14 protein-coding genes and 1 pseudogene are annotated in these 22,986 nt (G+C 70.1%); 4 read left to right on the top strand and 11 right to left on the bottom strand.

What is annotated here, in order from left to right:
* Positions 1 to 324 precede the first annotated feature (324 nt).
* Positions 325 to 1,482, bottom strand: a complete 1,158-nt coding sequence (locus KBX63_RS27115; RefSeq protein ID WP_210916102.1) for a low temperature requirement protein A — start codon at positions 1,480 to 1,482, stop codon at positions 325 to 327.
* Between the two features lie 305 nt (positions 1,483 to 1,787).
* Between KBX63_RS27115 and KBX63_RS27110 the strand changes: the two genes are divergently transcribed.
* Positions 1,788 to 3,074: an IS256 family transposase gene (locus KBX63_RS27110; RefSeq protein ID WP_210916101.1), complete on the top strand. Its 1,287-nt coding sequence runs from the start codon at positions 1,788 to 1,790 to the stop codon at positions 3,072 to 3,074.
* Between the two features lie 136 nt (positions 3,075 to 3,210).
* On the opposite strand, the gene KBX63_RS27105 is transcribed toward KBX63_RS27110, so the two are convergent.
* Together KBX63_RS27105 and KBX63_RS27100 are read right to left on the bottom strand one after the other, a co-directional pair.
* Positions 3,211 to 3,645, bottom strand: coding sequence for a hypothetical protein (locus tag KBX63_RS27105; RefSeq protein ID WP_374102271.1), 435 nt, complete (start codon positions 3,643 to 3,645; stop codon positions 3,211 to 3,213).
* 98 nt (positions 3,646 to 3,743) lie between these two features.
* Positions 3,744 to 5,492, bottom strand: coding sequence for a helicase-associated domain-containing protein (locus KBX63_RS27100; protein ID WP_247663279.1), 1,749 nt, complete (start codon positions 5,490 to 5,492; stop codon positions 3,744 to 3,746).
* A gap of 600 nt (positions 5,493 to 6,092) precedes the next feature.
* Here KBX63_RS27100 and KBX63_RS27095 point away from each other — a divergent pair.
* Positions 6,093 to 6,585: pseudogene (locus tag KBX63_RS27095) on the top strand (putative PEP-binding protein); the annotation flags it as partial.
* A 394-nt stretch (positions 6,586 to 6,979) separates the two neighbouring features.
* On the opposite strand, the gene KBX63_RS27090 reads toward KBX63_RS27095, so the two are convergent.
* The 6 genes from KBX63_RS27090 to KBX63_RS27065 are packed head-to-tail and all read right to left on the bottom strand — an operon-like array spanning position 6,980 to position 15,654.
* Positions 6,980 to 8,665 carry an NACHT domain-containing NTPase gene (locus KBX63_RS27090; protein ID WP_210916096.1) on the bottom strand — a complete coding sequence of 562 codons (1,686 nt, stop codon included), beginning with the start codon at positions 8,663 to 8,665 and terminating at the stop codon, positions 6,980 to 6,982.
* Complete coding sequence (locus KBX63_RS27085; RefSeq protein ID WP_210916094.1) at positions 8,662 to 10,107, bottom strand: VWA domain-containing protein; 1,446 nt, start codon at positions 10,105 to 10,107, stop codon at positions 8,662 to 8,664. The genes KBX63_RS27090 and KBX63_RS27085 overlap by 4 nt, the downstream gene beginning before the upstream one ends.
* A gap of 35 nt (positions 10,108 to 10,142) precedes the next feature.
* Positions 10,143 to 12,284 carry a serine/threonine-protein kinase gene (locus KBX63_RS27080; protein ID WP_210916091.1) on the bottom strand — a complete coding sequence of 714 codons (2,142 nt, stop codon included), beginning with the start codon at positions 12,282 to 12,284 and terminating at the stop codon, positions 10,143 to 10,145.
* Entirely contained in the window at positions 12,281 to 13,144 is an 864-nt protein-coding gene (locus tag KBX63_RS27075; RefSeq protein ID WP_210916088.1) for a hypothetical protein, read from the bottom strand. Before KBX63_RS27075 ends, KBX63_RS27080 begins: the two co-directional genes overlap by 4 nt.
* A gap of 12 nt (positions 13,145 to 13,156) precedes the next feature.
* A complete protein-coding gene (locus KBX63_RS27070) occupies positions 13,157 to 14,251 on the bottom strand; it encodes a transporter substrate-binding domain-containing protein (protein ID WP_210916087.1) in 1,095 nt (364 codons plus the stop codon).
* Between the two features lie 20 nt (positions 14,252 to 14,271).
* Complete coding sequence (locus KBX63_RS27065) at positions 14,272 to 15,654, bottom strand: hypothetical protein (protein WP_210916086.1); 1,383 nt, start codon at positions 15,652 to 15,654, stop codon at positions 14,272 to 14,274.
* A 1,055-nt stretch (positions 15,655 to 16,709) separates the two neighbouring features.
* Here KBX63_RS27065 and KBX63_RS27060 point away from each other — a divergent pair.
* Both KBX63_RS27060 and KBX63_RS27055 read left to right on the top strand, forming a co-directional pair.
* Positions 16,710 to 19,325: a M14 family zinc carboxypeptidase gene (locus KBX63_RS27060; protein WP_210916085.1), complete on the top strand. Its 2,616-nt coding sequence runs from the start codon at positions 16,710 to 16,712 to the stop codon at positions 19,323 to 19,325.
* Positions 19,326 to 19,866: 541 nt separating this feature from the next.
* On the top strand, positions 19,867 to 20,964 hold the full coding sequence (locus KBX63_RS27055) for a hypothetical protein (RefSeq protein WP_210916083.1): 1,098 nt from the start codon (positions 19,867 to 19,869) through the stop codon (positions 20,962 to 20,964).
* 522 nt (positions 20,965 to 21,486) lie between these two features.
* Here the strand turns inward: KBX63_RS27055 and KBX63_RS35595 are convergent.
* On the bottom strand, positions 21,487 to 21,684 hold the full coding sequence (locus KBX63_RS35595) for a hypothetical protein (RefSeq protein WP_307871863.1): 198 nt from the start codon (positions 21,682 to 21,684) through the stop codon (positions 21,487 to 21,489).
* Between the two features lie 132 nt (positions 21,685 to 21,816).
* A complete protein-coding gene (locus tag KBX63_RS27050) occupies positions 21,817 to 22,842 on the bottom strand; it encodes an ATP-dependent DNA ligase (protein WP_307871862.1) in 1,026 nt (341 codons plus the stop codon).
* Positions 22,843 to 22,986: the final 144 nt, after the last annotated feature.

The raw sequence follows: 22,986 nt of genomic DNA, 5'->3' as shown, positions 1-22,986 counted from the left end.
CCCGGCCCCTACCCAGAATCCTCGATCTACCCGACCATGTCTGGATCAACCGGCCTGACCAGGAAGACCAGCCGGAGCTGCAAGCCGCTTAACTCCCGTTGGCCTCAATCCCTTGACACGTTCCGATATCGGCGAGGACTAGCAGGTCTGGGTAGTCCGTACTTGAGCTGCTGGGATAGCCGTCCGTCGAACGACGCCAGACGCCCGCGAACAGCCCTGAATGAAACGATGAGTGAAACGAGCGCGGCTCCACAAAGTGGCATGGCATCGACGCGGCAAACCTTCCATCCGCCGTCGATGCCCCGCTCTTGCTTGCGGTGACGGTCAGCCGGGCGGCGACGGGACCTCCGGTGGCTTGCCCGCCGCGTTGCGCCAGTCCAGCAGGGCAATGAGCAGCAGCACTGCGGCGGCGGTGGTCGCGGTGGCCAGCGGCGACACCCGCCCCATCAGCGGGGCCGCCGCGGCCAGCAGGGCGACGCCGACGATCCTGCGCCGCGAGACGCGGGCGAACACCAGATGCTCCAGGCGAGCCCGGCCGACGAGGAACAGTGCCGGCCCGCCCAGGATTGTCGCCAGCCACGATGGGTGTGTCACCTGGGTGTGGCTGTGCTGCACGATCTCGTGTCCGATTGCGGTGGTGACGATGCCCAGCACCATCACCGCATGCGCGAACGCGACTCGTCGACCCCACCCCGCGGGATCGCCTGCCGCGTCGAGGGCCTTGGGCAGCAGCTCACCGGCCTTTTGGAAGTACACCCGCCACAGCAGCGTCGTGGTGGCGAAAGCGATCACCAGGCCAGCAGTCTCGTAGAGGCCGTGCGGGTGGGTGCTATAGCTGATCCCGACGGCGAGGATGGTCTCGCCGAGGGCGATCATCAACAGCTGTGCGTTCCGGTCCGCCAGGTGGTGCCCGGCGACCTGCCAGATGTTGTTCCGATGCCGACCCAGCCCGGGCGCTGGCCAGCCCAACGCGGCCGATCCCAGATCCACCACCGCCGCAACCGCCCACCACACCAGCTGGGCGGCGCCGCCGGCCATCCCACCGCCTACCCAAAACACCCCGGCCAGGCATAACCACGCCGTTACCCGCCAGTACAACCGGCGCAACCGGTGCGACCCCAGACCCAGTGAGATCACGGCCGGGCGCGCCATCCGCACCGTCACGAACACCACCGCGAACACCAGACCTTCACCGGCGAACGCCCCCGGTACAGCCGTCCCCATGATCATCATGGCGAAGGTGCTGAAAAGCAGCATCACTTGGGTGCCCGCGCGGTGTGGCTCGAACCGGCCGGTGAGGTACGCGGTGGTGGTCCACAGGTACATCACCGGTATGAACAGCAATGCCGTCCGGACGGCATTGTCCCACCGCTGCGCCGGGTCGTCGTTCAAGAAACCGGGTAACGACCCCGCGACCACACGGTCGAGCGCGAACACCACCGCCAGATCGAAGAACAACTCCACGAACGTCGCCTGCTGCATGCTGCCGCTCCGCCGCAGCAAACCCACCGCCCGACCCGCGGGCCGCCGTCTCCTCGCAACCCGGCCGCCCATTTGACCCATTCAACTGCCCGGCATGCCCGAACACACCCGATACCGCCAAGTCTCCCGCGGCGGCCCGGGACTTCAGGCGACGCCTTGAGCGCGAGCATCACCCGTACACGCCAGGCACCAGGCCGAGCCCGTGTGGCGGCGGGATTTGAACCCGCGGAGGGCGGGGTCTGTGGATCTAGAGGTGTTTCCGGCCTGACCTGCCGGGCGTTGTGCCTGGTGAGGAGGGTGCCGTGATGACCGCGACACAGAATGATCAGACCGGACGTAAGAAGCGGGCAGAGCCGTCGGCGGAGGCGAAGGCCGCTGTCGAGCTGGTCCGGGCAGCTAAGGAACAAGGGCTGTCGCTGACCGGCCCGGACGGGCTGCTCAGGCAGTTGACCAAGACGGTCCTGGAGACCGCGCTCAACGAGGAGATCACCGAACACCTCGGCTATGAGAAACATGACCTGGCCGGCGCCGGCGCGGGCAACATCCGCAACGGTAGCCGGTCGAAGACGGTGCTGACTGACGCGTCGGGGCCGGTGCAGATCGACGTGCCGCGGGACCGGGCGGGCACCTTCGAGCCCCAGATCGTCAAGAAGCGGCAGCGTCGCTTGTCGGGGGTCGACGAGGTGGTGTTGTCGTTGTATGCCAAGGGTTTGACGACCGGGGAGATCTCGGCGCACTTCGCCGAGATCTACGGGGCGTCGGTGTCGAAGGAGACGATCTCGCGGATCACCGAGAAGGTGATCGAGGAGATGACCGACTGGTCCCACCGACCCCTGGACGAGATTTACGCGGCGGTGTTCATCGACGCGATCGTGGTCAAGGTACGCGATGGGCAGGTCGCGAACCGGCCGTTCTATGCGGCGATCGGGGTGACCCTCGACGGTGAGAAGGACATCCTCGGGTTGTGGGCCGGCGCCGGTGGTGAGGGCGCGAAGTTCTGGATGAGCGTGCTGACCGACCTGCGCAACCGGGGTGTGAAGGATGTGTTCTTCCTCGTCTGCGACGGCCTCAAGGGCCTGCCGGAGGTGGTGACGAACGTGTGGCCCCGCACGATCGTGCAGACCTGCATCATCCATCTGATCCGCAACACGTTCCGGCTCACCTCACGCAAGTACTGGGACGAGTTGAAGCGCGACATCAAACCGATCTACACCGCCGTCAACGCCACCACGGCCAGGGCGGCGTTCGACGACCTGGCCGAGAAGTGGGGCGGGCGGTATCCGGCGGTGATCCGGCTGTGGGACAACGCCTGGGCAGAGTTCATCCCGTTCCTCGACTACGACCTGGAAATCCGCACCGTCATCTGCTCCACCAACGCCATCGAATCGCTCAACGCCCGCTACCGCAGGGCGGTCAAGGCACGCGGCCACTTCCCCAACGAGCAGGCCGCGTTGAAGTGTCTGTACCTGGTAACCAGGTCCCTGGACCCCACCGGAGCAGGCAGAACCCGATGGACGATGCGCTGGAAACCCGCGTTGAACGCCTTCGCCATCACCTTCAGCGACCGCTTCCCAGCCGCTGAAACCTACTAACCAAGATCGCCGGAAACACCCTTAGCGAGACAGGCTCGGCTGGAGTACTAAGCCCGCCCCCGGCTCAGGAATGAGCGGTGGTTGATGTGAAGCGGCGCCCGTGATGTGCAAGGCGCCTCTTCGCTCTCTCGGCGGCCTACGTGGCACCGGCGGCCTCGGCTTCGGCGATGGAGCGTACCAGCGCCGTCAGTTCGCGATCAGGGCTGACGTTCTTGGCGTACAGGAGGCCGCGCGTCGTGGCCAGCCGCAGCGACAGTGTGACGAGGTTGGGGTGGGCTGAGTCGTCGGTGTAGATCCCGGCGAGCTTGGTGAACTCGTTCATGATCCCGACGACGCTGCGGTTGGTCGTCGTGGCGAAGCGGTAGTCCTGCATGTGTCGTAGCTCGTCGGCGATGAAGGTCTTGGGCACCTGGTGGGCGTCGAGCACCGTCGCGATTTCGTCGGGGACGCGGGCGGGAAGGCTGCGCGCTGGTGCCAGCGGCAGCAGGACCGGTAGCAGGGTTCGCTCGTTTACCAGCAGTGCCAGCCGGGGTCGCCAGAACAGCGCGGTGGCATACCACGGTCCGAGCAGGGTCGTGTCGTGATCTCCTTGGACAGCCCGGGGCGGGTTGGTGTGATCGAGGAACTTTCTTGGTCGCGTGGACGATCAGCATGTTGCTCTCCAGCCCGTCAGGCGCGGTGGCGGCGGGTCTTCTCGATGACGTCGTGGCCGTCGGGGTTCTGCTGGCGGGGCGCGTAGCCGGCTTTGCGCAGGGCGGCCATCGTGTCGGCGGTGGTGGCTTGGCTGGCCAGCACGGTCGGGGCGAGTAGACGCAGGTTGAGCTTGTCTAGCCGTTTGTCGGCGCAGATCTGCGCCAGCAGCGCGGTGTCGTCGCTGACCAGGGTGCTGGCCACGGGCGCGATCCGTACCGACCCGTGTTGGCGGGCGATGTCGGCGAGCAGGTAGACCAGTGGTTGCGGCAGTCCGCCTTCGGCGATCTTCGTCAGGGCTTTGGTCAGGCGCTGTTCGGTCCAGCCTGCGTCGTACGCGCTGCGTACCGTAGCTGGGCTGAAGCGCCAGGTGGTGGCTATGCCGCGGGACTCGACGACGGCGGTCGCACCGAGGAGTTCAGCTAGCTCTGGGTTCGGTGTTCCTGCCACGACCGCGGTCAGGTCGGCCTGCAGCCTGGCGGTGCGGGCGACCTCACCCAGGTCGCCGACGGCCTCGGCGATGTCCGTGCCGGCCAGCAGCGCCTGTCCCGCCGGGCTGACAGCGCCCGCGCCGAGAGCCCCCAAGGTTGCGGCCTCGCCCAGCAGGCCGCGCACGGTTGTGGTGCCGCCGAAGGTCAGCGGCTGCCGCCACCAGATCCACTGCGCCGTCTGCTCGAGGTCCGTCGTCGCCCGGTCACCCAACGCCCGCAACGCGGCCATCCGGGCTTGTACAGACCAGCTTTGGCGGTGCTCCGGAACCCACGGCCCCGTCTGCGTCGACGGCAGATAGTCCAGCTCGCGCCATGCCTTGAGCATCACCGCGAGCCGCCGGTCCAGACCAAGCTTGAGCCAGCGATCGTACGCGCCCGTCGGGATCACGCGTTCGTCGAGGTCGGCCAGCGAGGCCTCCTCGGCGACCGCCAGTAGCAGCCGCACGGTCGGAACCGTCACGCCCAGCGTCTTCGCCGTCCGGGTCAGCTCGCGCACGCCGACGCCGCCGGCCTTGACCGTGGCCAGCGGCTCACGTCCCGCCCCGTCCAGCAGCGCCGACAACAGCCTGACCACGGCGATGCCCTGCGCCTGGGCGTCGCGGCGCACTGCCGCGGGACCCGGCGTATGCCAGGCAACCGGCGGCTCCTGCGGCTGGAACGGAGCCCCGTAGGCCGATCCTCGCAAACTGAGCGCGACCTGGCCTGCCAGCTGATAGTCCTCCCAAGTCACGCGGTAGACCAGCCCGTGCTCCTCGGCCCAGTTCAGCGGATGCACCTGCCGATAGCGGCTCGAATACCGGCCACGGGATGCGACACCGCTGCCGCCGTAGCGACGGATCCGTCCGCCGTCGCGGTCAGCCTCCTCCAACACCGTCCGCGTCGCGGCCGGCATCCGCTTGACCAGAGCGTGCACGTTGTCCGTGTCAAGGAAGAACTCCGCCACTGCCTCCAGCAGGTCCGCCTTGCGGCCCTTCGTAGGCAGCCCCAGGTTGCTCGCCACCACCTTCAGATCATCGACGCTCAACACGGCGGCGAGCTGCCCAGCCGACGGGCCGACACCCAGCGGACGGGCGAAGACCTCTCGCAGGACGTCGTTCACCGCAAGCCGGCCCCGCAGCCGCGCGACAATCCCCGCATCGGCGGCACACTGCAGGTACGGCATCGCGTCGGCGCCGACCAACGCCGACACCTCCGCCTCGGTGACCAGGCCACCCAGCGCCAACGCCGCCTCCAACATCTGAAGGGTCGGCAGGTCAAGGCCAGCAAACTGATCATATGGACTCACGGCAGCACTCCCAGGACACACGGCGATGCCCTGGATCCAACCGCACAAACCAAATCCGCGTCACGCGGCCCGCCACTCGCCAAACCTGAGCCCGGCGACCTGGCCCGCCGCTGGTGGCCCCAGGCCGAGGCCGATCCTCGGACAGCCGGATGTCGAGCGGACGGGAACGTCATCCAGTCGCTCCGCGGTGGTACTGGTCGCCGCTGTCCAGGCTGCGGAACTCATTGGCGGCGTAGGAAGCCCACGTTCCAGGACGGGTCCCGGGCAGCCAGCTCGGAACCCGTCAGGCTGGGGTGATTTCAGACGAGCGGAATAGCGCCGACCAGGCGCAATCCGCGTTGGGAATCGGTTTGTGTTGATCCACCGACACGAACCCCTTGCCTGCGGTAGGCGAGTCGCGACGGGTGGGCGCACGCTGTTTTTAGTGACGGGACGCCCCCGATGGTGGGGGAGTGGGACGCGGTGGGACCCCGCGCTGTCCTCTTGGCCTGCCCCCGTTTACCCCCGAAAACCCCCGCCTGACGTTGACAACCAGTGACAAGAAGCGACCACTGCTTGCAGCACGGCCTGCCAACCGCCGGCGTGATGATCGAGGTGCCGGCCGCGGCCCGGCGCGCCAGCCAGGTGCTGCGCCACGTGGACTTCCTCAGCGTCGGCACCAACGATCTCAGCCAGTACACGTTCGCCGCTGACCGCATGTGCGGCGACCTCGCCGACCAGCTCGACCCGTGGCAGCCCGCGCTGATCGCACTTCTCGCCTCCTGCGCGGCAGCCGGCGTCGAGGCGGGCAAGCCAGTTGGCGTGTGTGGAGAGTCCGCGGCGGATCCCGATTTCGCCCTGGTACTGGCAGGCCGGGCATCACCAGCCTGTCCATGGCGCCCCGCAGCATCCCGGCGTGCGCGAGTCCCTGGCCGCGCACACCCTGGACGAGTGCCGCCAGATCGCCGAGGCGGCCCTGGCCGCCCCCAGCCCGGAGACAGCCCGGGCGGCGGCGGCCGGTGCTTCGCGCCAGCTCCGGTACGGCGACGGCGTGTCCGTGCGGTGAGCCGGTCCCCCGGCTCGTCGCCTATGACTACAACCTCATGGTCGACATCAGGTGGCGGCGAATGGACGACGCGGCGAGGCCGACAGCCGTGCCGTTGATCGAAGTCGCACAGTCCGTATTCAGCGAGCTGTGACGTTGAGGTTCCCTCGGTTTACCGGAGGGTTGGTTAGTTGGTGCCGGTTGGCTGAGGCTAAACGGTTTCGTTCTGTCGGGTCTGGTGGGTGTGCCAGGCGGCTTCGTGCTCTTCCTCGCTGGTACTGGCTGCTTTGCGCGGTACTTGGCCCTGCGGCAACCAGTAGACAGGCGATCGTCCGTGACATCGCGGTGGACCGCCGCCTCGGCTGAATTCATCCGGTGAGGGCGGCCGTACGCCGTCCCCGGGCCGTGCGGTCGACTATGGGTGGCCGTCGGCGAGGAAGAAGCGCGTGACGGCCAGGCGTATGGCCGTGGGCCGGTTCCCGTCTGTGCCGATCTTGAACAGCAGGTCCCGGTCGGCTTGGTTCATGGCCAGGGTGTGCAACAGCGACAGGTAGGACCGGCTGCTGTCGCCGGCCGGGTCGGCGGCCCAGTGCTTCAGCAGCGCCGCCAGTACGTCGGTCCGTAGCGCGGGGTCGTCGGCGCCTCGGACCGCGTCGGTGCTGACCAGCAGATGCCCGACGGCGGCGGCCCAGCTCGGCTCCGTCAGCCGGTCGCGCAGCAGCGCGTCTGGCGCCTCCAACCGCTGGATCACCTGCACCCCCACAAACCGCGTGCTGGTGGTGTTCATCAGAGCCATCCAGGCGTCCGGGCTCCACTGCCGGGTCAGCGGCCCGGCCGCCAGGTGGTCGATCAGGCTGGGCCAGACCGAGACCAGGGCGTTCCGGTCAGCGCGGAAGAGGTCGGTGGCGAGTAGCAGGTCCCGGATCTGCTGCGGCCAGTTGTCGAGATGCTGGGCCGGCGGGTAGGGCGCGTGCTCCGCCGACCACTTCGCCACCTCGGCGACCGGGTCCGCGCCGGCCACCGCCGCCGTGGCGGCGACCTCGACCAGTTCGGTGTGCCGCCCGGCGAGCCAGTCGGCGACCGCCGGGCCCTGCGGCGGGTGGTCGCGCAGCGCCCGGCAGGTGGCGTCGAGGCTGCCCCGGCCGCTTTGCAGCAGGGCCCGCACGAAGTCCTCGAACAGCGCCGCCGGGCCGGGCCGGCCGACCGGGGCTGCCCGCCGGTTGCGCCAGACCAGGGCGGCGACGGTGGCGACCAGCGGGTTGCGCACCGGGTCGGTGATCCGCTGGGCGTGCGTCCAGGTGAGGAAGCCCTTGGCCTCGCCGTGGTCCGGGAACCACCGGCCGGCCAGCGCGGTGACGTCGGCGCGGGTGAACGGCGCGAGGTGGTACGCCCGATAGTCCTCCCCGAGCGTGGCCAGCTCGTCGGCGTCCAGTGGCCGGGTGGTGACCAGGATCCGGCACGGCGAGGCGTCCGTCGCCGAGGAGCGGCCAGCCTCGGCGAGCCGGTTGAGCACGTTGCCCCGGTCGCCCGGGTCGGCGACGGCGTCCACCCGGTCCACGCAGATCAGCCAGTGCACGCCGGGTGCCGGCGGCCGGCGGAAATCCAGCGGTGGCTCGCCGTACGCGTCGCGCAGCGCGTCGGGCAGCGCGTGGTGGACCAGCGCGGCGGCCGGCAGACGCACCAGGACCGGGTCGAGGGGCCGACGCCGCCGGCGGCCCCGGGAGCGGAGCCAGCGCTCGGCGGACCGGGCGCTCTCGTACGCGATCAGCGCGGTCTTTCCGCTGCCCGGCTCGCCGACCAGCAGCACGTTCCGCGCGCCGGTGAACAGCTGTGCCGCGTCGACGGCTTCCTCGGCCCGGCCCAGCCGGGGCACCGCCCGCCGGGGCACGTACACCTCGGAGAGCGGGGGTACCTGCGCGCCGAAGCGGTGCGGGTGGACGATCCCGGCGTCGGTCTCCCGCTCCCACAGCCGGGTCAGCGTCGACCACCAGCCCTGTCGGCCCCGGTCGCGCAGGTGCTGGCGGACGGCGACTGCGGCGGCGACCAGCGCCAGGCTGCCGCTCACCACGCTGGCGACCTTGTCCCAGACATCCAGGGTCATCGGCGCTCCGGCGCCGCTGCGCCGGTGCCGTGCGCGGCCCCGCAAACCTGGCAGTACGCCCCGATCTGCCGCTCGCCGCAGTGCGACCAGGGTGCGACCCGGGCCGCCGGTGCGGGTGGGCGGCGCTCGTCGGCGGCCGCGCCCCACCGGGTGGTGGTGTGCACCACCACCCGGGACGACTCAGCCAGCCGCCAGTCGACGCCCACCTTCAGCCGGACCAGACCGGCCGCGGCGTCGTGCACGTCCACGATCCGGGCGATCCGCCGCACGTCGGCGTCCTTGCCAGCGGCGTGGGCGAGTGCCACCGCCCGGCCGAGCTGATCCTCGGCCTCGGTGACCCGGTCCTCACGGGCCGCTGCGAGGCCGTTGTGAAACGCCACCGCGTAGTCCTGCTGCACCGTGTAGAAGGCGACGCTGGGGTGGATCTCCGAGTGGCGCAGCACGTCGTCGGTCCACTCCACGGTCAGCGGTACCTCGACCGGGGCTCCGCCGGTGTCGGTGTCGACGCTGAGCCAGCCGATGCGCCGTCGGGTGCCGGCGGCGAGCGGGTCCACCTCCAAGCCGAGGTGGTAGTCCCGGCGGTCCTGCGGGCTCCAGGCGCCGATCGGGTACCCGGTGGTCAACTCGCCGGCCGGCTCGCCGCGCTTGGTGAGGTCGGCGATGGCCGGGTGCACCTGCTTGACGTACCGGACCCGGGCCAGCTCGGTGGTGCGGATCCGTAGTCGCGCGTTCGCCACCCGTCGGGCCATCGCTCGGGCCAGAACCGTCCGGAACTCGTCGCCGAGGCCGGCGAGGTCCTCCACCGGGACCACCGGGTTGGCGCCCAGCGCCTCGGCGATGCCGAGCAGTTCGGCCGCGTCCCAGTCGTGCACGCCGTCGGCCGAGCCGATCGCCCGGCAGTCGATGGTGAGGTACCCCTCGCACTCCTGGACCGCGGCCCGCAGGTTGTCGGGGTGCTGGGACTCGTTTCGGCCGTCGGTGAGCAGGATGGCGTGCCCGATTGCGTCCGGCCGGGTCGCCAGCAGTTGCCGGGCCAGCAGCAGCCAGGAGCCGATGGCGGTGCCGCCGTGCGGCGAGACGGACTGCAGCGCATGGCGGGCGGCGGCCCGGTTGCGTCCGTCGGCGACCGCCAGCCGCACCTCCTCCGGGAAGACCATGGTGGCGGTGCCGGTGCCGGCGACCACCGCGAAGGCGACCCCGTCGGGCAGGGCGTCGATCGCGGCGATGCTGGCCCGCAGGGCGGCGTGCATCTTGGCCTGCGGCGCGCCCATCGAGCCCGACGTGTCCAGCAGGATGACCTCGGCCAGTCCTTCGTGGCCTACGTTCCCGGCCGGTTCCGGGCCGTTCACGGTAGCGATCACGTCGAGCACCGCGCCGTCCGCCGGCACGAATTCGCGGTAGTGCGCGGTGACCGCGAGCGGCGGGCCGTCAGCGGGTTTCATCGGCGCTTTCCTTCCGTCGGGGCCGTCGACCGCAGTCACCACCAGGTCACCGGCCGGTACGCGTTGGCCAGGTCGACCAGCGCGACCCGGTCCCGCCGGTCGGCGGTGCGCCGGGCGCGGGAGCGGCACCTACGCTCAAAGGCGCGGCGAAGGCTGGTGTCGTCGAGTGGCTGCCCGAACAGCAGCCGTCCGGCATGGTCGGAGCCGGCCAGGTCGCAGCTGAGCGCGATCCGAAGGATGTGCGACTCGACCGTCTCGCGCTCGGCGAACGGCGGCAGCTTGTCCACGATCTCGGCCGCCTCCAGGGCGGTGGCCAGCCGACGCCCGTCGTCTGGCGCGTCGAGCAGGATGCGCACCGCGCAGGCGACCGCCTCGGTGCAGGCGCGGGAGGATTCCGGCACGCTCAGCAAGGCGTCGGCGGCCCCGCGCGGATCGGCCGTGGCCAGCCGGCATCGGGCCAGTCCGAACGCCGCCGCCAGCACCCCCCGGTCGGTGTCCCACACGCCCCGGTAGTGGTCGGCGGCGGCATCCGGGTTGTCGGCGAGTTCGCAGGCGACCGCGTACGCCAGCCGGGTGGAGACCTCGCCGGGCAGCCAGTTGTACACCTGCTGGAACCAGTGCAGGGCGACGTCGGTTTCCTCCTTGACCAGGGCCACCAGGCCCCGGTGCCACCACAGTGCCCAGTCGCGCTGGTCAGTGGGGACGTCAGCCAGCAGCGCGTCCGCCTCGACCCCCCGGCCGGCGGCGAGGTGAGCGCGCACCTCCCGGTAGACCACCTGCGCGGTCCGTTCGGGCGCGGTGGCCAGCAGTTCAATGAGTTCGTCGGGCTCGGCGGAGCCGAGCGAGGCGAGGAAGCCGGCTGCGGGGTCGGCGCCGTCAACCAACGGCACCGGCAGGCCGAGCAGCACCTCCACCAGGTCCACCGTGCCCTCGGTATGTAGGGCGAACGCGCACGTCGAGGGGCTGAAGAGGGCGGAACGGCTGGGCCGGGACTCGCGGTCGGCGGCCGATTCGAGCTGCCGGCGTACGCCCAGGGCCTGTTCACGCATCTGTGCGGCTGAGGCGAACCGGTCGGCCGGGTCGGTCGCGGTGGCCCGGGCGAGCAGACGCAGGAACGGGTCGAGCCGGGCCGGCGTGGGCAGCCGCAGCAATTCCGACCCGGCGGCGACCCGGGACACCCTCGCCGACTGGGCGACCAGGGTCAACGCGGCGAGGGTCCGCCCGACAGTGTAGATGTCAGAGCGGACGCTGGGCCCGGCCGCGCCGAGCCGCCTGACCTCGGGGGCGGTGAATCCCTCGGTACCCCAGGCCGGGCTCACCCGGTTGTCGATCTTCCGGGAGGCGCCGAAGTCGACCAGCTTGATCGCGTCGTCGCCGACTCCGCCGCCGACCCGCATCACGTTCTCCGGTTTGAGGTCGCAGTAGAGCCAGCCCTGGTCGTGCAGGTAGTCGAACGCGTCGAGGATCTGCACCCCGTACCCGAGGGCCTGAGTCGGGTCGAGGGCAGCGGCCCGTCCGCCCGGGCCCGCCGTGCTGCGTGCCTCCTCCAGGGTGCCGCCGTTGACGTACTCCATCACCAGGTAGCCGGTATCGTGGTGCGCCTCGGGGCGCAGCGCGTGGGTGATGGTGACGATGCGCGGGTGGTTCAGCGCGATCAGCGCCTGCCGTTCGGCGACGAACGCCGCGCCAGCCTCCCGATCCTCCGGGTTGCGCTGTCCCTTGAGCACCCGCCAGGCGCCGTCCATGTCTTGGTCGCGGGCGAGGAACACCCACCCCACCCCGCCGTTGCCGAGGCACCCGGCGATTTCGTAACGCGCGGCCCGCACGTCGCCGACGGCCAGCGGTGGGGTGAACGAGTAGCGGGTGCCGCAGTTCGGGCAATGGCCGCTGATCCGGGGCAGCCGGGTGTGGCAGGTGGTGCTTGCGCAGATTCGGGAGTGCTCCGGCACGACCGGCTCGGCGAGCACGGCGGTCAGCGGGTCCCGGGGGCGGGCCGCCGGGAGCTGCACCGGTTCCTCCCAGGCCTGGGACGACGGCGTCGCCGGACGGGGCACGAACCGTGTCACCGGGGCCGCGTCAAGGCCAGGGCACTCGTGCCCCCACAGCCGGCAGAACCCGTCCGCGTCCACCTCGCCGGGGCAGTGGCGTTCGGCGCAGCCGTGGCTGGTCACCGTCATCGGGCTCCTCCGTTCACGGCCTGTTGGTAGGCGCGTACCGCCCGGCTCGCGGCGGCTACCTCGAACGACCGGGGGAGCAGCCCGGCCACCGCGTCCCGGTAGGACTTTTCCAGTTCGGGATGTTCGGCCCGGCCCTCGTCGGCGGCCTTCTGCCGGTATGCGTCCAGCCGTCCGCTCAGCTCCCGGTGGCACCGGCTGCGCAGGCCGCGCCGGACCGCATCAACCCGCTCCAGGTCCCGGTCGAGGGCTTCGCCCAGAGCCTCGGCGTCGGTGTCGGGCCGGTGGCCCGGGTCGGCGGCGGCGAGCCGGCCGAGCAGCCCGTCGGCGGCGAGCGGGGCGATCGGGTCGGTGGCGCCGCAAAGCCCCTCGGAGGCTGCCTCCGCCGCGAGCCGGCGTAGCCGGTCCAGCGACGACCGGACCCGGAGCCCACGCTCGGCCAGCCGGTACGGGTCATCCGACGCCGGCTGCTCGCCGACAGAGGCCGCGACGAGCGTGCGGATCCGGTCGGCATGGTCGGCGGCGTCCTGCACAATCCGGGTCACCCTCAGCTCCTCGACCCGGACCTGGTCACCGGTCGCGCCGGTGAACCGGACCGGGCAGGGCGCGGCGAGCAGTTGGACCAGCGCCGCCTCATCCTCGGGCTGCGTCGGGTCGAGCCGAGCCAGGGCCTCCTTCCGCTGCACGAGCGCCAGCGTCAGGCAGTTCAGCCGCAGCAGATGCTCCCGGGCCGACCGCGCGGCGGGTCGGCTGTCGGTCGGCGGAAACCGGCCGGCGACCGCGCGTTCCATGTCCTCCATCAGCTCGCAGACGCGGGCGTGGGCGGTGTGGAAGGCCCGCAGCCGGTCCTGGACGGTCAGCATTCGTCGGCCTCCTCAGCCCGTCGGGGCGGCGGACGGATGCGGCGGTGGCCAGGAGGTGACCGGTTCGCCGGGCGAGGGGATCATCGGCGTCCGCGCGCCGGTGTCCGGATCCCGCCCCGCGTCCGGATGGCCGGCGAGCCATCTGGCGTGTGCTGTCAGCCACGCCTGCCGGGTGCTGGGCAGGGCGAGGACGTGGTTGACGAAGGCGGCCACCTCCCGGTCGTTCAGGCGGAACGCGAAGGCGTGTGGCTCGTCGGTGAACCAGCGGCAGTCGTCGCTGAGGTTGTACGTGCAGAACTGCCGGTCCGGGCGGGGCGGCTCGGTGACCAGCATGGTGTCGGGGGCCATCTGGGCAAAGCCGTGCAGGATGTTTTCGTCGGTGCTGACCCCGTCGACCTGGCCCTGACGCAGCATCACCAGGCAGTCGATGGAGTGCTCTGTCGCCACCGGCACCAGCCGCTGTCCGCCGGCCGTCTGGTAGCGCCGGATGGCGGCCAGCGAGGTGGTGTTGTTGGCTGCGCAGACCCGCTTCCCGCCGAGCTGTTCCACGCCGGCGAACTCCGGCCCGCCGTCGCGTTTCCGAACCAGCACCGTCTGCCCGGAGTCGAGGTAGTCGTTGGAAAAGAGCACCTCCTTGGCGCGTTCGCAGGACGCGGTGAGCGAGGTGGCGATCAGGTCGATCTCGCCGCGGTTGAGCATCTCGAAAGAGCCCTGGCCGGGCGGGACGACCCGGAACTCGATCCGGTCGCGGGGGTTGCCCTCCGGCCAGAGCGCCCGGGCCACCTCCACCAGCAGGTCGATGTTGAAGCCCTCGAACTTCTGGGTCGCCGAGTTCCAGTGGCTCATGGTCGCGTCGGACGGGTCGACCCCCGCGATCAGCTTCTGCTTGTCCCCACGGGCCAGGATCCGCCCCGGTGGGTTTGCGCTGGGCGGGAGGCTGCGCCGTACCGGACAGATTGAGGTTGCCTCCCCGGAGGGAGTGACGGTCTGCGCCCCCGGAGGGCGGGCCGGCGGCGCGGGCGTGGTCGCCATCGGTGGGGTGCACCCGGCCAGGGTCGCCAGCAGTACGCTGGCGAGCAGCGCTCGGGCGGTCGAGGAAATCGCCACTTGACCTCCGTCGCGGGTGTTCACTGATACTCCAGGTAGCGCTGGCGCAGGCCGGCGACCACGCCGGCCCCGGCGAGCAGGGTGACCCAGGCGGCCGCGCCGCCGAGCTGGCGGGGGGCCGCGGGTAGTTGCGCCAGCGCTTCGTCCGCGCGGACGCCGTCGGCGTTCAGGGCCGCCTTGCGAACTGTCTTTTCCTCTTCGAAGGACTGGCCGATCGACCCGCCCCGGAGCACCGTTCTGATGGCGCTGCTGAACGCGTCCTGGGATTTGCTCTGTCGGGCGGTCCAGACCTCGATAATGGCCGGGCAGTCGAGCGACGAGGTCAGGACCTGCGGGTCGGGACAGATCCCTCGGGCGTAGAAGTCGGCCTGGTGCGCCGCCGGGTCGACGCTGGCCCCGAGGGCCAGGTACAGGTCGGCGCGCCCGGCGAGCAGGTCGCCCAGGTGCTGCTGGCTGGTGTTCTGCGCCGCGATCGCCGTTTCCAGGTCGCCGAACTGGTCGTCGGCGGCCGGCCAGTGCCACCACGAGGCGACCAGCATGGCCAACACGGCCACGGTGGCGCCCGAGGCGAGCAGCAGCCCGACGTTCAACCGCCGCCGGGTCCGGCGACGCAACCAGAGTTGGGTGGCGACGAGGGCGCTGAGCAGCGCCAGGGGCACCAGCATCGAGGCCGCCATCCAGGGCCGGGCGTCGGCCCGGGCGTGCAGCAGCCGCCGGGTGTCGTCGTCCCAGAGTCGCTGGGCCTCGGTGAGCAGTTCGGTGGACATGTAGTGGGACGCTTCGCGGGCGTACGCCGAGGCGAGCACCGCGCGGGCGGCCGACCGGGGATCGTCGGCCGCGACGATGTTCTCCGGCGGTGCCGCCGGGCAGGCTGGCGAGGCGGCCGAGTCGGTGCCGGTGGGGGCGGCGTCCCCGCCGGCGGTGGCCAGGGCCGTGCAGACCACTCCCCGGTAGACGGTCAGCCGGGAGCCGATCGCGGCCAGCCGGTTCAGCCGGTCGGGGTCGTTGACGGCCCCGCCCATCGCGTCGGTAAGTTGCCGTTCGACGGTGTGCACGGCCGTGCCGTAGTCGGTTCGCAGCTTCTCATGCTGGTCCCCAACTGGGGGTAGCAGGAAGACGGCGCTCGCGGCGACATCGGCGTCGGCCAGCCCCTGGTAGATCTCGCTGGCGGTGCTGCTGGTGGTCACGGCGACACCGGCGGCGCGCTCGCCCAGGTTCCCGGCCGGGCCGGCGGATCTCACGGCGACCACGGCGGTGACGAGCAGGGTCAGGATCAGCACGACGCCGTGCAGCACGATCAGTGCCGGGGTGCTGCGTAGCGGGTCCGGGAGCCGGCCGCGGCGGACGGGCCGCGCACCCAGCTGGGCGGGCGCGTCGGAGGCGCGCACCGTCTCCTTCGCCATGCACGATCCTTTCTGGCCGGCCCGGGCTGCCCGACGGCGTGTGGGCGACCGTGGTGGGACGGGGCCTGCCCCGTCCGTGACGTGCCTCCACTGTAGAACTGACCAAAGTAATCGGGCGAACACGCGACCGATGTCGGGGAGTGGTCAGGGTCGCAGGGCAGGTCAACCATCCGCACTGCCTTGTCCGGTATCCGACGACTCGACCGGTTCGGTCGAGTCCGGTGCGTACGACCGGGCGCGTAGCGTGGCGAGCGAGCGGCAAGGCGGGCCGGAAACTGCGGCATCATGCCGGATGTGCTCGTGGCCCGGCGAGGGACGCGCGTTCATGTCGACGGTGCACTACTGACCACGCGTCTCCTGCTCGAATGCGCCCTTGGCGTCGCCGGATCCCTTTACTCGGGTGAGTAAGCTGGCAGCGACCTGGGAGTACGTGCTTGAGCACGCCGCTGGACCACGGACTACTGAGGGTCAAGGGGTCGCCGGTTCGAATCCGGCCGTCCCGACAGACAAAAGCCCTGACCAGCGGAAACGCTGGTCAGGTCTTCAATTTTGTCTATGGGGTTTGGAACCGCCCCCCGAAAACCCCCCATTTGCCGGGGTCGGCAACCAGGTTTGTCATCCATGCGCATCCTTGGGCAAGGCGGGTGTGGGACGTTGCCGCCTCCCGTGGTCGGCGCCGAGTCGCTCGAGGATGTCCGAGACGTCCGGGGCTTGGGCGGGCTTGGCGATGTAGTACGTGGCGGTGACCTCCTCGCTGGAGGTCCAAGGTCTCGCGATATCGCACCGGACGCCAGTCAACCCCCGGGTGGCCGCCGTGCATGGTGGCCACCCGGAGCATGGACCGTCGCCCAGCGACCGGGTCGGTCGACCTCCGGGCGAGCGGGCGGCCGGCGACGCCGAACCTCAAGTAATGCTCAAGACGTTGACTCGGCCTTACACATTCTGATATTTATATTCTTGAAAGGGAGGTGGAGACTGGTCGGTTTTCGGAGCGACTGACGCTGCCCGGAATTCGACACGCGTTCAGCATGGCAGCGAGCACAAGGAGAATGTCTGTGCGTACCTGGAAAAGGAGAGCCCTGCTGCCCGCAGCCGCTCTCTTTGCATTGACCCTGCCCTTGAGTAGCAGTCTCGTTCTGAATTCGGCCGCCAACGCCGCTCCGCGCATCACCAGCCCGGAGCAGTTCTTCGGCTTCCCTCTCGGCGCCGAGGGCAAGCTGGCCCGCTGGGACGACCTCGTGAAGTACTACAAGCTCGTCGCGGACCGGTCCGACAAGGTCCTCTACCAGGACATCGGCAAGACGGCGTCGGGGCGACCCTTCCCGCTCCTCACGGTCAGTTCGCGCGACAACCTCAAGAACCTTGACCGGATTAAGAAGATCAACCAGCGACTGGCCGATCCGCGCGGTCTGAGCGAGGCGGAAGCCAAGAAGCTCGCCGCGCAGAGCAAGCCGGTCTTCCTGCTGGAAGCCGCGATTCACTCGACCGAGGTAGGCACCGCGCAGGTCATCCCGAACATTCTCCACCGGCTCGCCGACGAAAAGTCGGCCACGGTTTCAGAAATTCTCAACAACGTGGTGCTGCTCATCATTCCGGCGCAGAGCCCAGACGGCACGAAGTGGGTGGGCGACTACTTCAACGAAACCGCCGGAACGAACTACGCCCGCACCTATCCCGACCTCTACCAGAAATACATCGGGCACGACGACAACCGTGACTGGTTCATGTTCACGCAGCCCGAGACGCAGATCAGCGTCACCCTGCAGAACGAATGGAAGCCGCAGGTCGTCCAGAACCTGCACCAGATGGGTAACGCTCGTGGCCGGATCTTCGTCCCGCCGTACCTGTCGCCGAACGACCCGAACATCGACCCCATCACCGTCCAGCAGACCAACTCCCTCGGCATGGAGATTTCACGGAGCCTGACCGCCGAGGGCAAGAAGGGCGTCAACTGGGGATCGACCTACGACTACTGGACGCCGTCGCGCCAGTACATGACCTACCACGGCGCGCCGCGCATCCTGGTCGAGGCGGCCAGCGCGCAGGACCTCGCCTACCCCTACCGGAGCAGCGACGGTGGCCCGATCGGCCCGCAGGAGCCGGACACCAACTTCATCGAACCGTACGACCAGTCCACCTGGACGCTGGCGCAGATCGTGGACTACCTCGATACGTCGGTCTTCGGCGCGCTGAGCAACGTTGCGAAGTACAAAACCGAGTGGCTCTACAACTTCTACCGCACCCAGCGCAACGCGGTCGACCCGAGCGCCGACAAGCCGTTCGGCTACGTGGTTCCGGCCGGCCAGCGGGATCCGTTCGCTACGTACGAACTGCTGAAGACGCTGCAGACCGGCGATGTCGAGATCGAGCAGGCGACCTCCGCCTTCACCGCGAACGGCAAGCAGTACGCCGCCGGCTCCTGGGTCATCCGGTACGCGCAGCCTTACGGCCGGTTCGCCAAGACGTTGCTGGAGGCGCAGGACTACCCCGACCTGCGGGAGTATCCGGGTGGCCCGCCGCAGAGCCCCTACGACGTGACGGCGCAGACCCTGCCGATGCTTCTGGGCGTCCAGGTCGACAGCGCTGCGAAGCCCTTCACCGCCGCGACCACCCAGGTGAAGAAGGTGCAGCCGGCCAACCCGGCTTTCCCGGGCGACCCGGGAGCGGGCGGCGCATACCTGGTCGGCCCCGAGTCCTACGGCGCCACGATGATGATCGCCGCGCTGCAGAAGGCCGGTGCGCGGACCTTCCGGGCCAGCGCCGAGTTCTCGGCCGGCGGGCGCACCTACGCCCCGGGCACCGTGATCGTCGAGCCGAGCAAGGCGGCCCGGACGGCCCTGCAGGATGTCTCCCGGAAGACCGGCATCCCCGTGTTTGGGGTCGGCCAGGCGCCGCGGGTGGCGGCGGAGCGGCTCAAGGACAACACCCGGGTCGGCCTCTTCCGCGGCGCCAACAACATCCCCGGCGGCTGGATGAAGTGGCTGTTCGAGCAGTACGGCATCGGCTTCAGCGAGGTCGTGGCCGACGACTTCACCGGCGACCTCAACGCGAAGTTCGACACGATCGTCCTGCCGGCGGGGATCAGCCGGACTGACATCGTCTCGGGCCTGAACCGGGACCGTTACCCGGCCGAGTGGTCCTGGGCGTACGGCGTTGGCGAGGCCGGCTGGGCCGAGCTGCGCAAGTTCGTCGACGACGGCGGGACGCTCCTGGCGATCGGCGACTCCGTCGCGACGGCGAGCCAGCTCGCCTCGCTGCCGATCACCCCGGCGCTTCCGTCCGACGAGCATGAGTTCTTCTCACCAGGCAGCATCCTCAGCCAGCGATTCGACACCTCGGACCCTGTGGCCTGGGGGATGCGCCCGGACACGGCGGTGTGGTTCGGTGAGGACGACCAGGCGTACAACGTTACCGGTGGCGACGTGGTCTCCTCGTTCCCCACCTCCGGCGACCAGTTGCAGAGCGGCTGGCTCATCGGCGGGGAGCACCTCAACGGCAAGGCCAACATCGTCAAGCACCAGGTGGGGGAGGGGCTGATCGTGACGTTCGGCAGCGAGCCGACCTTCCGTACCTGGTCTCGCGACCCGAGCAAACTGCTCTTCAACGCGATCTACCACGGTCCGTCGACCACGGTGGACGCGGCGGCACTGCCGGGCGCACTGGGCCGCTAGCCGACATTGAGGGGGTCGCGCCCCGCCGGACGCGGCCCCCTCGCCCCGGCTGGTCGTGCGTAACGCGTAGGCGCGGGCCGCGCTGACGGAACCGCTGCTGGTCAAGGACCAGGACCGGTTCGCGTGGTCGATGGCACAGTGCGGTTGTGGGACATAACTAGTGGCCGCGTCATAACGGTCCTTATGTACCCGCTGTCTCAGGGGGTGAGCTCTGCGACCGCAGCACTGGGCACTGGCCGTTGGAGCCGACGCGGTAGGTGTCGCGCCGACGATGTTCCCCGGCGGTCACATCGGCTGCGTGCAGGACCCGGTGGAGTTCGCCGCCCGGCTGCGTGAGGCGCTCGCGGAGGACCGAGATGTTCCAAGATCACAATTGGGCCCCGATCGGGCGTCGGGTTCGATCGGACCGTTGACGGTCGAGTGCATCTCCCGTGTGCTGTGCGCGGGCAGGACGCCCGGATCGGGGGGCACGACGATGGAATCCACGGCACCGGGACCGGTACCCGTTGCACCGCCGGGACCGTACCGACGTCGGGGGTGGTTGGCGGTCGCGTTGGTCGGGGTGCTGGTTGGCGGGGTTGCCGGGGTTACGCACTGGCGGACGAGCGACACCCGGTCACCGGCATTCGCCAAGGTCGCCTCTCCGGTCACGGTCCGGGAACTCTTCGCCGGGCTGCCCGGCCGGCTGCTGCCGCCGGCCACCCCGACCGCCCTGCCTACTGACCGGGCCGTGGGACGGGGAGCCCTGCTTTACCAGACCAACGACCCGGATAGCCTGGACGTGGCGAACGGCGGGTTCCTCCAGCGGCCGATGTACCTGGTGACCGCCTCCGGTGAACAATTCGGCCTCGGGCTGCAACCCATCGTGGGCTTCAGTCAGGGGCTCTCCCCGGACGGGCGGTGGTTCGTCCACCGCCGAGACGGGCAGTGGTGGATCCGCGACCTCACCGGGATCACCGAGCGGGCCGTCCCGCCCGGGTACGAGGTGCGGCAGTGGTCGACCGACGGACGGGCGTTGCTGCTCGAGCAACCCTCCGGCGAAGGCGAGGCGTACGCGGCGTTCACCCTGGCCGGCGGGGAGCTGCGCCCGCTGGCGTTACGCGGGACGCCGCACCGGCGGATGCTGGCATTCCTGGACGGGCGTGAACTGGCCACGGCGGAGTTCAACAGCGGCCCGTACGCCCGCCCGCGCCGCCAGCTCACCATCGCCATTCAGGACGTCGACGGTCGCGCCGCCCGCACGGTGTCGCTGGCTACCACCCATCAGGCAGGCCCTGGCGACATCCGCAACGCGCTCGCCCCGAACGTGCGCGGCGGTGGCGATCCGCCAGCGGTGTGGGCTCTGGTGACCCCGCAGGAGGCCGTCCCGGCTGGCAAGCCGCATGGGGCGCGGACGGTGCCCCCGATGACGTTGGTCGGGGTTGATCTGCGCTCCGGCCGCCCGGCCGGCCGGATCGACCTCGTGGCGCCCCAGGGTGGCGAGGGTGAGTACTTCCTCGGTCTCGCCGGCGCCGAGGTCCTCCTGCAACGTTTGACTGCGGGCGGCGATGAACTGGTCGCCGCTGACCCGGCCACCGGCCAGCGTCGAGTGCTGACCTCCCTGCCCAAGGGTGCGCTGGTGACTCCCCCCGGCGACTAAGGGGCCAGGGTTAAGCCGGAGCCCTGGCTGGCCCGTGACCAGCACTGCTTGCGCGACCTGTGGGCCAGCAGCATCGACGGCGCCTCATCCGCCGCCTCTAACGCCCGGACACCTGCGCCTGGGCCGGCGGCGTCACCGCCTCAGCGGGAGCCTGCACCCGACGGCACTGCCAGCCCGCCGCAGCGAAGACCACCAGCCCCAACACGGCCACTCGGCATGCCAATCGCTGTCGTGCCCGCACTGCTCGCGATGCCCGCATAGGACAGCGCCTGGATGGCGACCTCTCATCTGCGTAGGTGTGGGCCTGGCGGTGAATGTGCGCCTGCCCGGCTCCTCCGGAACGCTCGCTGACCGAAGGGTCGCACCCGCACGCTTTGCACCGGACAGGGATCTCTGATGGGGGAGATGCGTCAGGTCGAGGGTCGGTTGATTGATCTTCGATTTCGGGTGGCCGGGCTCGGGCTGGAGCACTCCAGTAGTTGGCGACTGCGGAAGGGTCATTACCACCCGGTGGTCGCGGCATCACTCACACTTGTCCTGGGACCCTCGCCGGTGCCGCTCACAGCAATCGGGGCGGTGTCGGTACACCCGCAGATCACGTCCTTGACCGAGTGCTACCTCGGATGTGACCTCGTACAGGCACGCCTGCCACAGGACGTTCTCCCCGCCGCCGCGGACCACGTGGCCGTCACCCGGCCCGCCGCGCAGCAACACGTCCACTCGAAGCGACGCTACGTGGTTTCGGGGCAACTGGTGGTATGTGCGGTCAGCCTGCCGCAGGTGAGGGCTGCGAATCTGGAAGGGCCTTCGTCTGCTGCGACATGCGGGGGCGGCGCGTCCTCGCGCCGGGCCTCAATGTTGACCGTTGGCCGGTGGCACGTCGGCGGGGGTGAGGTCGAGGCGGGGGCGTCGGTAGCGGACGTGGTGTCGCCATCGGTGATGTTCGTAGGCGGTGTCGACGTCGATTTCCGCAACGATGGTGGGGAGCACGGGGCTATACGGGAGAGGTTGGGGCCGGTCGAGTTGCCCCGTCCACGCGGCGGGGAGAGGCTGCGGCCACGGGTGTGACCCCTCTGGGCCGACGGGCGTGAGCAGGGCCGCCAGGTCGGCACGCTGTGCCGGCCGTAGGGAGCTGGTTCGGCCGGTGTAGCGGAGCCGTCCGTGCTGGTCGCAGCGACCCAGCAGGAGGGTCTCAGGGCTGTCGATGCTGGGGGTGGCGCCGCCGATGATGGCTTCGGTGGTGCGGTAGGCCCGGACTTTCTGCCAGCCACGTCGGCCCGGCTCGTAACGCCCGTCGAGGCGTTTGATCACGACGCCCTCAATGCCCGCGGCGGTCCAGGTGGTCAACCATTCGGCGGCCTGGTCGGGGTCGGTGGTCTGTGGGGACAGGGTGAGTTGGGCGGGTGCGTCGGCGAGCAGTTGTGTGAGTAGGGCGCGTCGCTCGTGCAGGGGCCGGTCCAGTAGTGGTCGGCCTGGTGGTGCGCTGAGCAGGTCGAAGACGACGTAGTGCGCGGGGTGGCGTTGGGCGATGTCGGGGAGCTGCGCGCCGGCGGTGATCCGTCGCTGCAGGTGGGCGAAGTTGGTTCGCTCGCCTTCCCACACCACCAGTTCGCCGTCGAGAACCGCGCCCGGCTCGACGGCTTCGGCGACGGCTCGGGTGATGTCGGGAAAGTACGTGGTGACGTCCCGGCCGGCTCGGGACTGCAGGTATACGCCGTCGGGCCGGCGGAAGGCCAGTGCCCGCCAACCGTCCCACTTCGGCTCGTAGGCCAGGTCCGATGCCTCAGGGACAGCGTCGACGGCTTTCGCCAGCATCGGCGTGAGCGGCGGACGCAGCCCTTCGGTGGTGGCGCCGGCACGCCGGCGGGCTGGAGTCACCGCAGGACCGACCCACGACATCGAACCCGAATTTCGCTCACCTCCTCTCCCATGGTTGAGGGACGCACCGGGATGGCGCTGGAAGATGCCGAACGCTCGATGGCGGTAGCAGAACGAGAAGCAGAACGAGGTCCTCCGGATGCG

Origin of the sequence: Micromonospora sp. U21 (assembly GCF_018070045.1) — a bacterium.
Taxonomy (GTDB): Bacteria; Actinomycetota; Actinomycetes; order Mycobacteriales; family Micromonosporaceae; genus Micromonospora.
This window is presented reverse-complemented; position numbering and strand designations above follow the sequence as displayed.

Coding starts and splice junctions, on each gene's coding strand:
- KBX63_RS27085 (WP_210916094.1), bottom strand. CDS start 10,107: ATGAAACCCGCTGACGGCCCGCCGCTCGCGGTCACCGCGCACTACCGC.
- KBX63_RS27080 (WP_210916091.1), bottom strand. CDS start 12,284: ATGACGGTGACCAGCCACGGCTGCGCCGAACGCCACTGCCCCGGCGAG.
- KBX63_RS27065 (WP_210916086.1), bottom strand. CDS start 15,654: ATGGCGAAGGAGACGGTGCGCGCCTCCGACGCGCCCGCCCAGCTGGGT.
- KBX63_RS27090 (WP_210916096.1), bottom strand. CDS start 8,665: ATGACCCTGGATGTCTGGGACAAGGTCGCCAGCGTGGTGAGCGGCAGC.
- KBX63_RS27115 (WP_210916102.1), bottom strand. CDS start 1,482: ATGCAGCAGGCGACGTTCGTGGAGTTGTTCTTCGATCTGGCGGTGGTG.
- KBX63_RS27110 (WP_210916101.1), top strand. CDS start 1,788: ATGACCGCGACACAGAATGATCAGACCGGACGTAAGAAGCGGGCAGAG.
- KBX63_RS27100 (WP_247663279.1), bottom strand. CDS start 5,492: ATGTTGGAGGCGGCGTTGGCGCTGGGTGGCCTGGTCACCGAGGCGGAG.
- KBX63_RS27075 (WP_210916088.1), bottom strand. CDS start 13,144: ATGCTGACCGTCCAGGACCGGCTGCGGGCCTTCCACACCGCCCACGCC.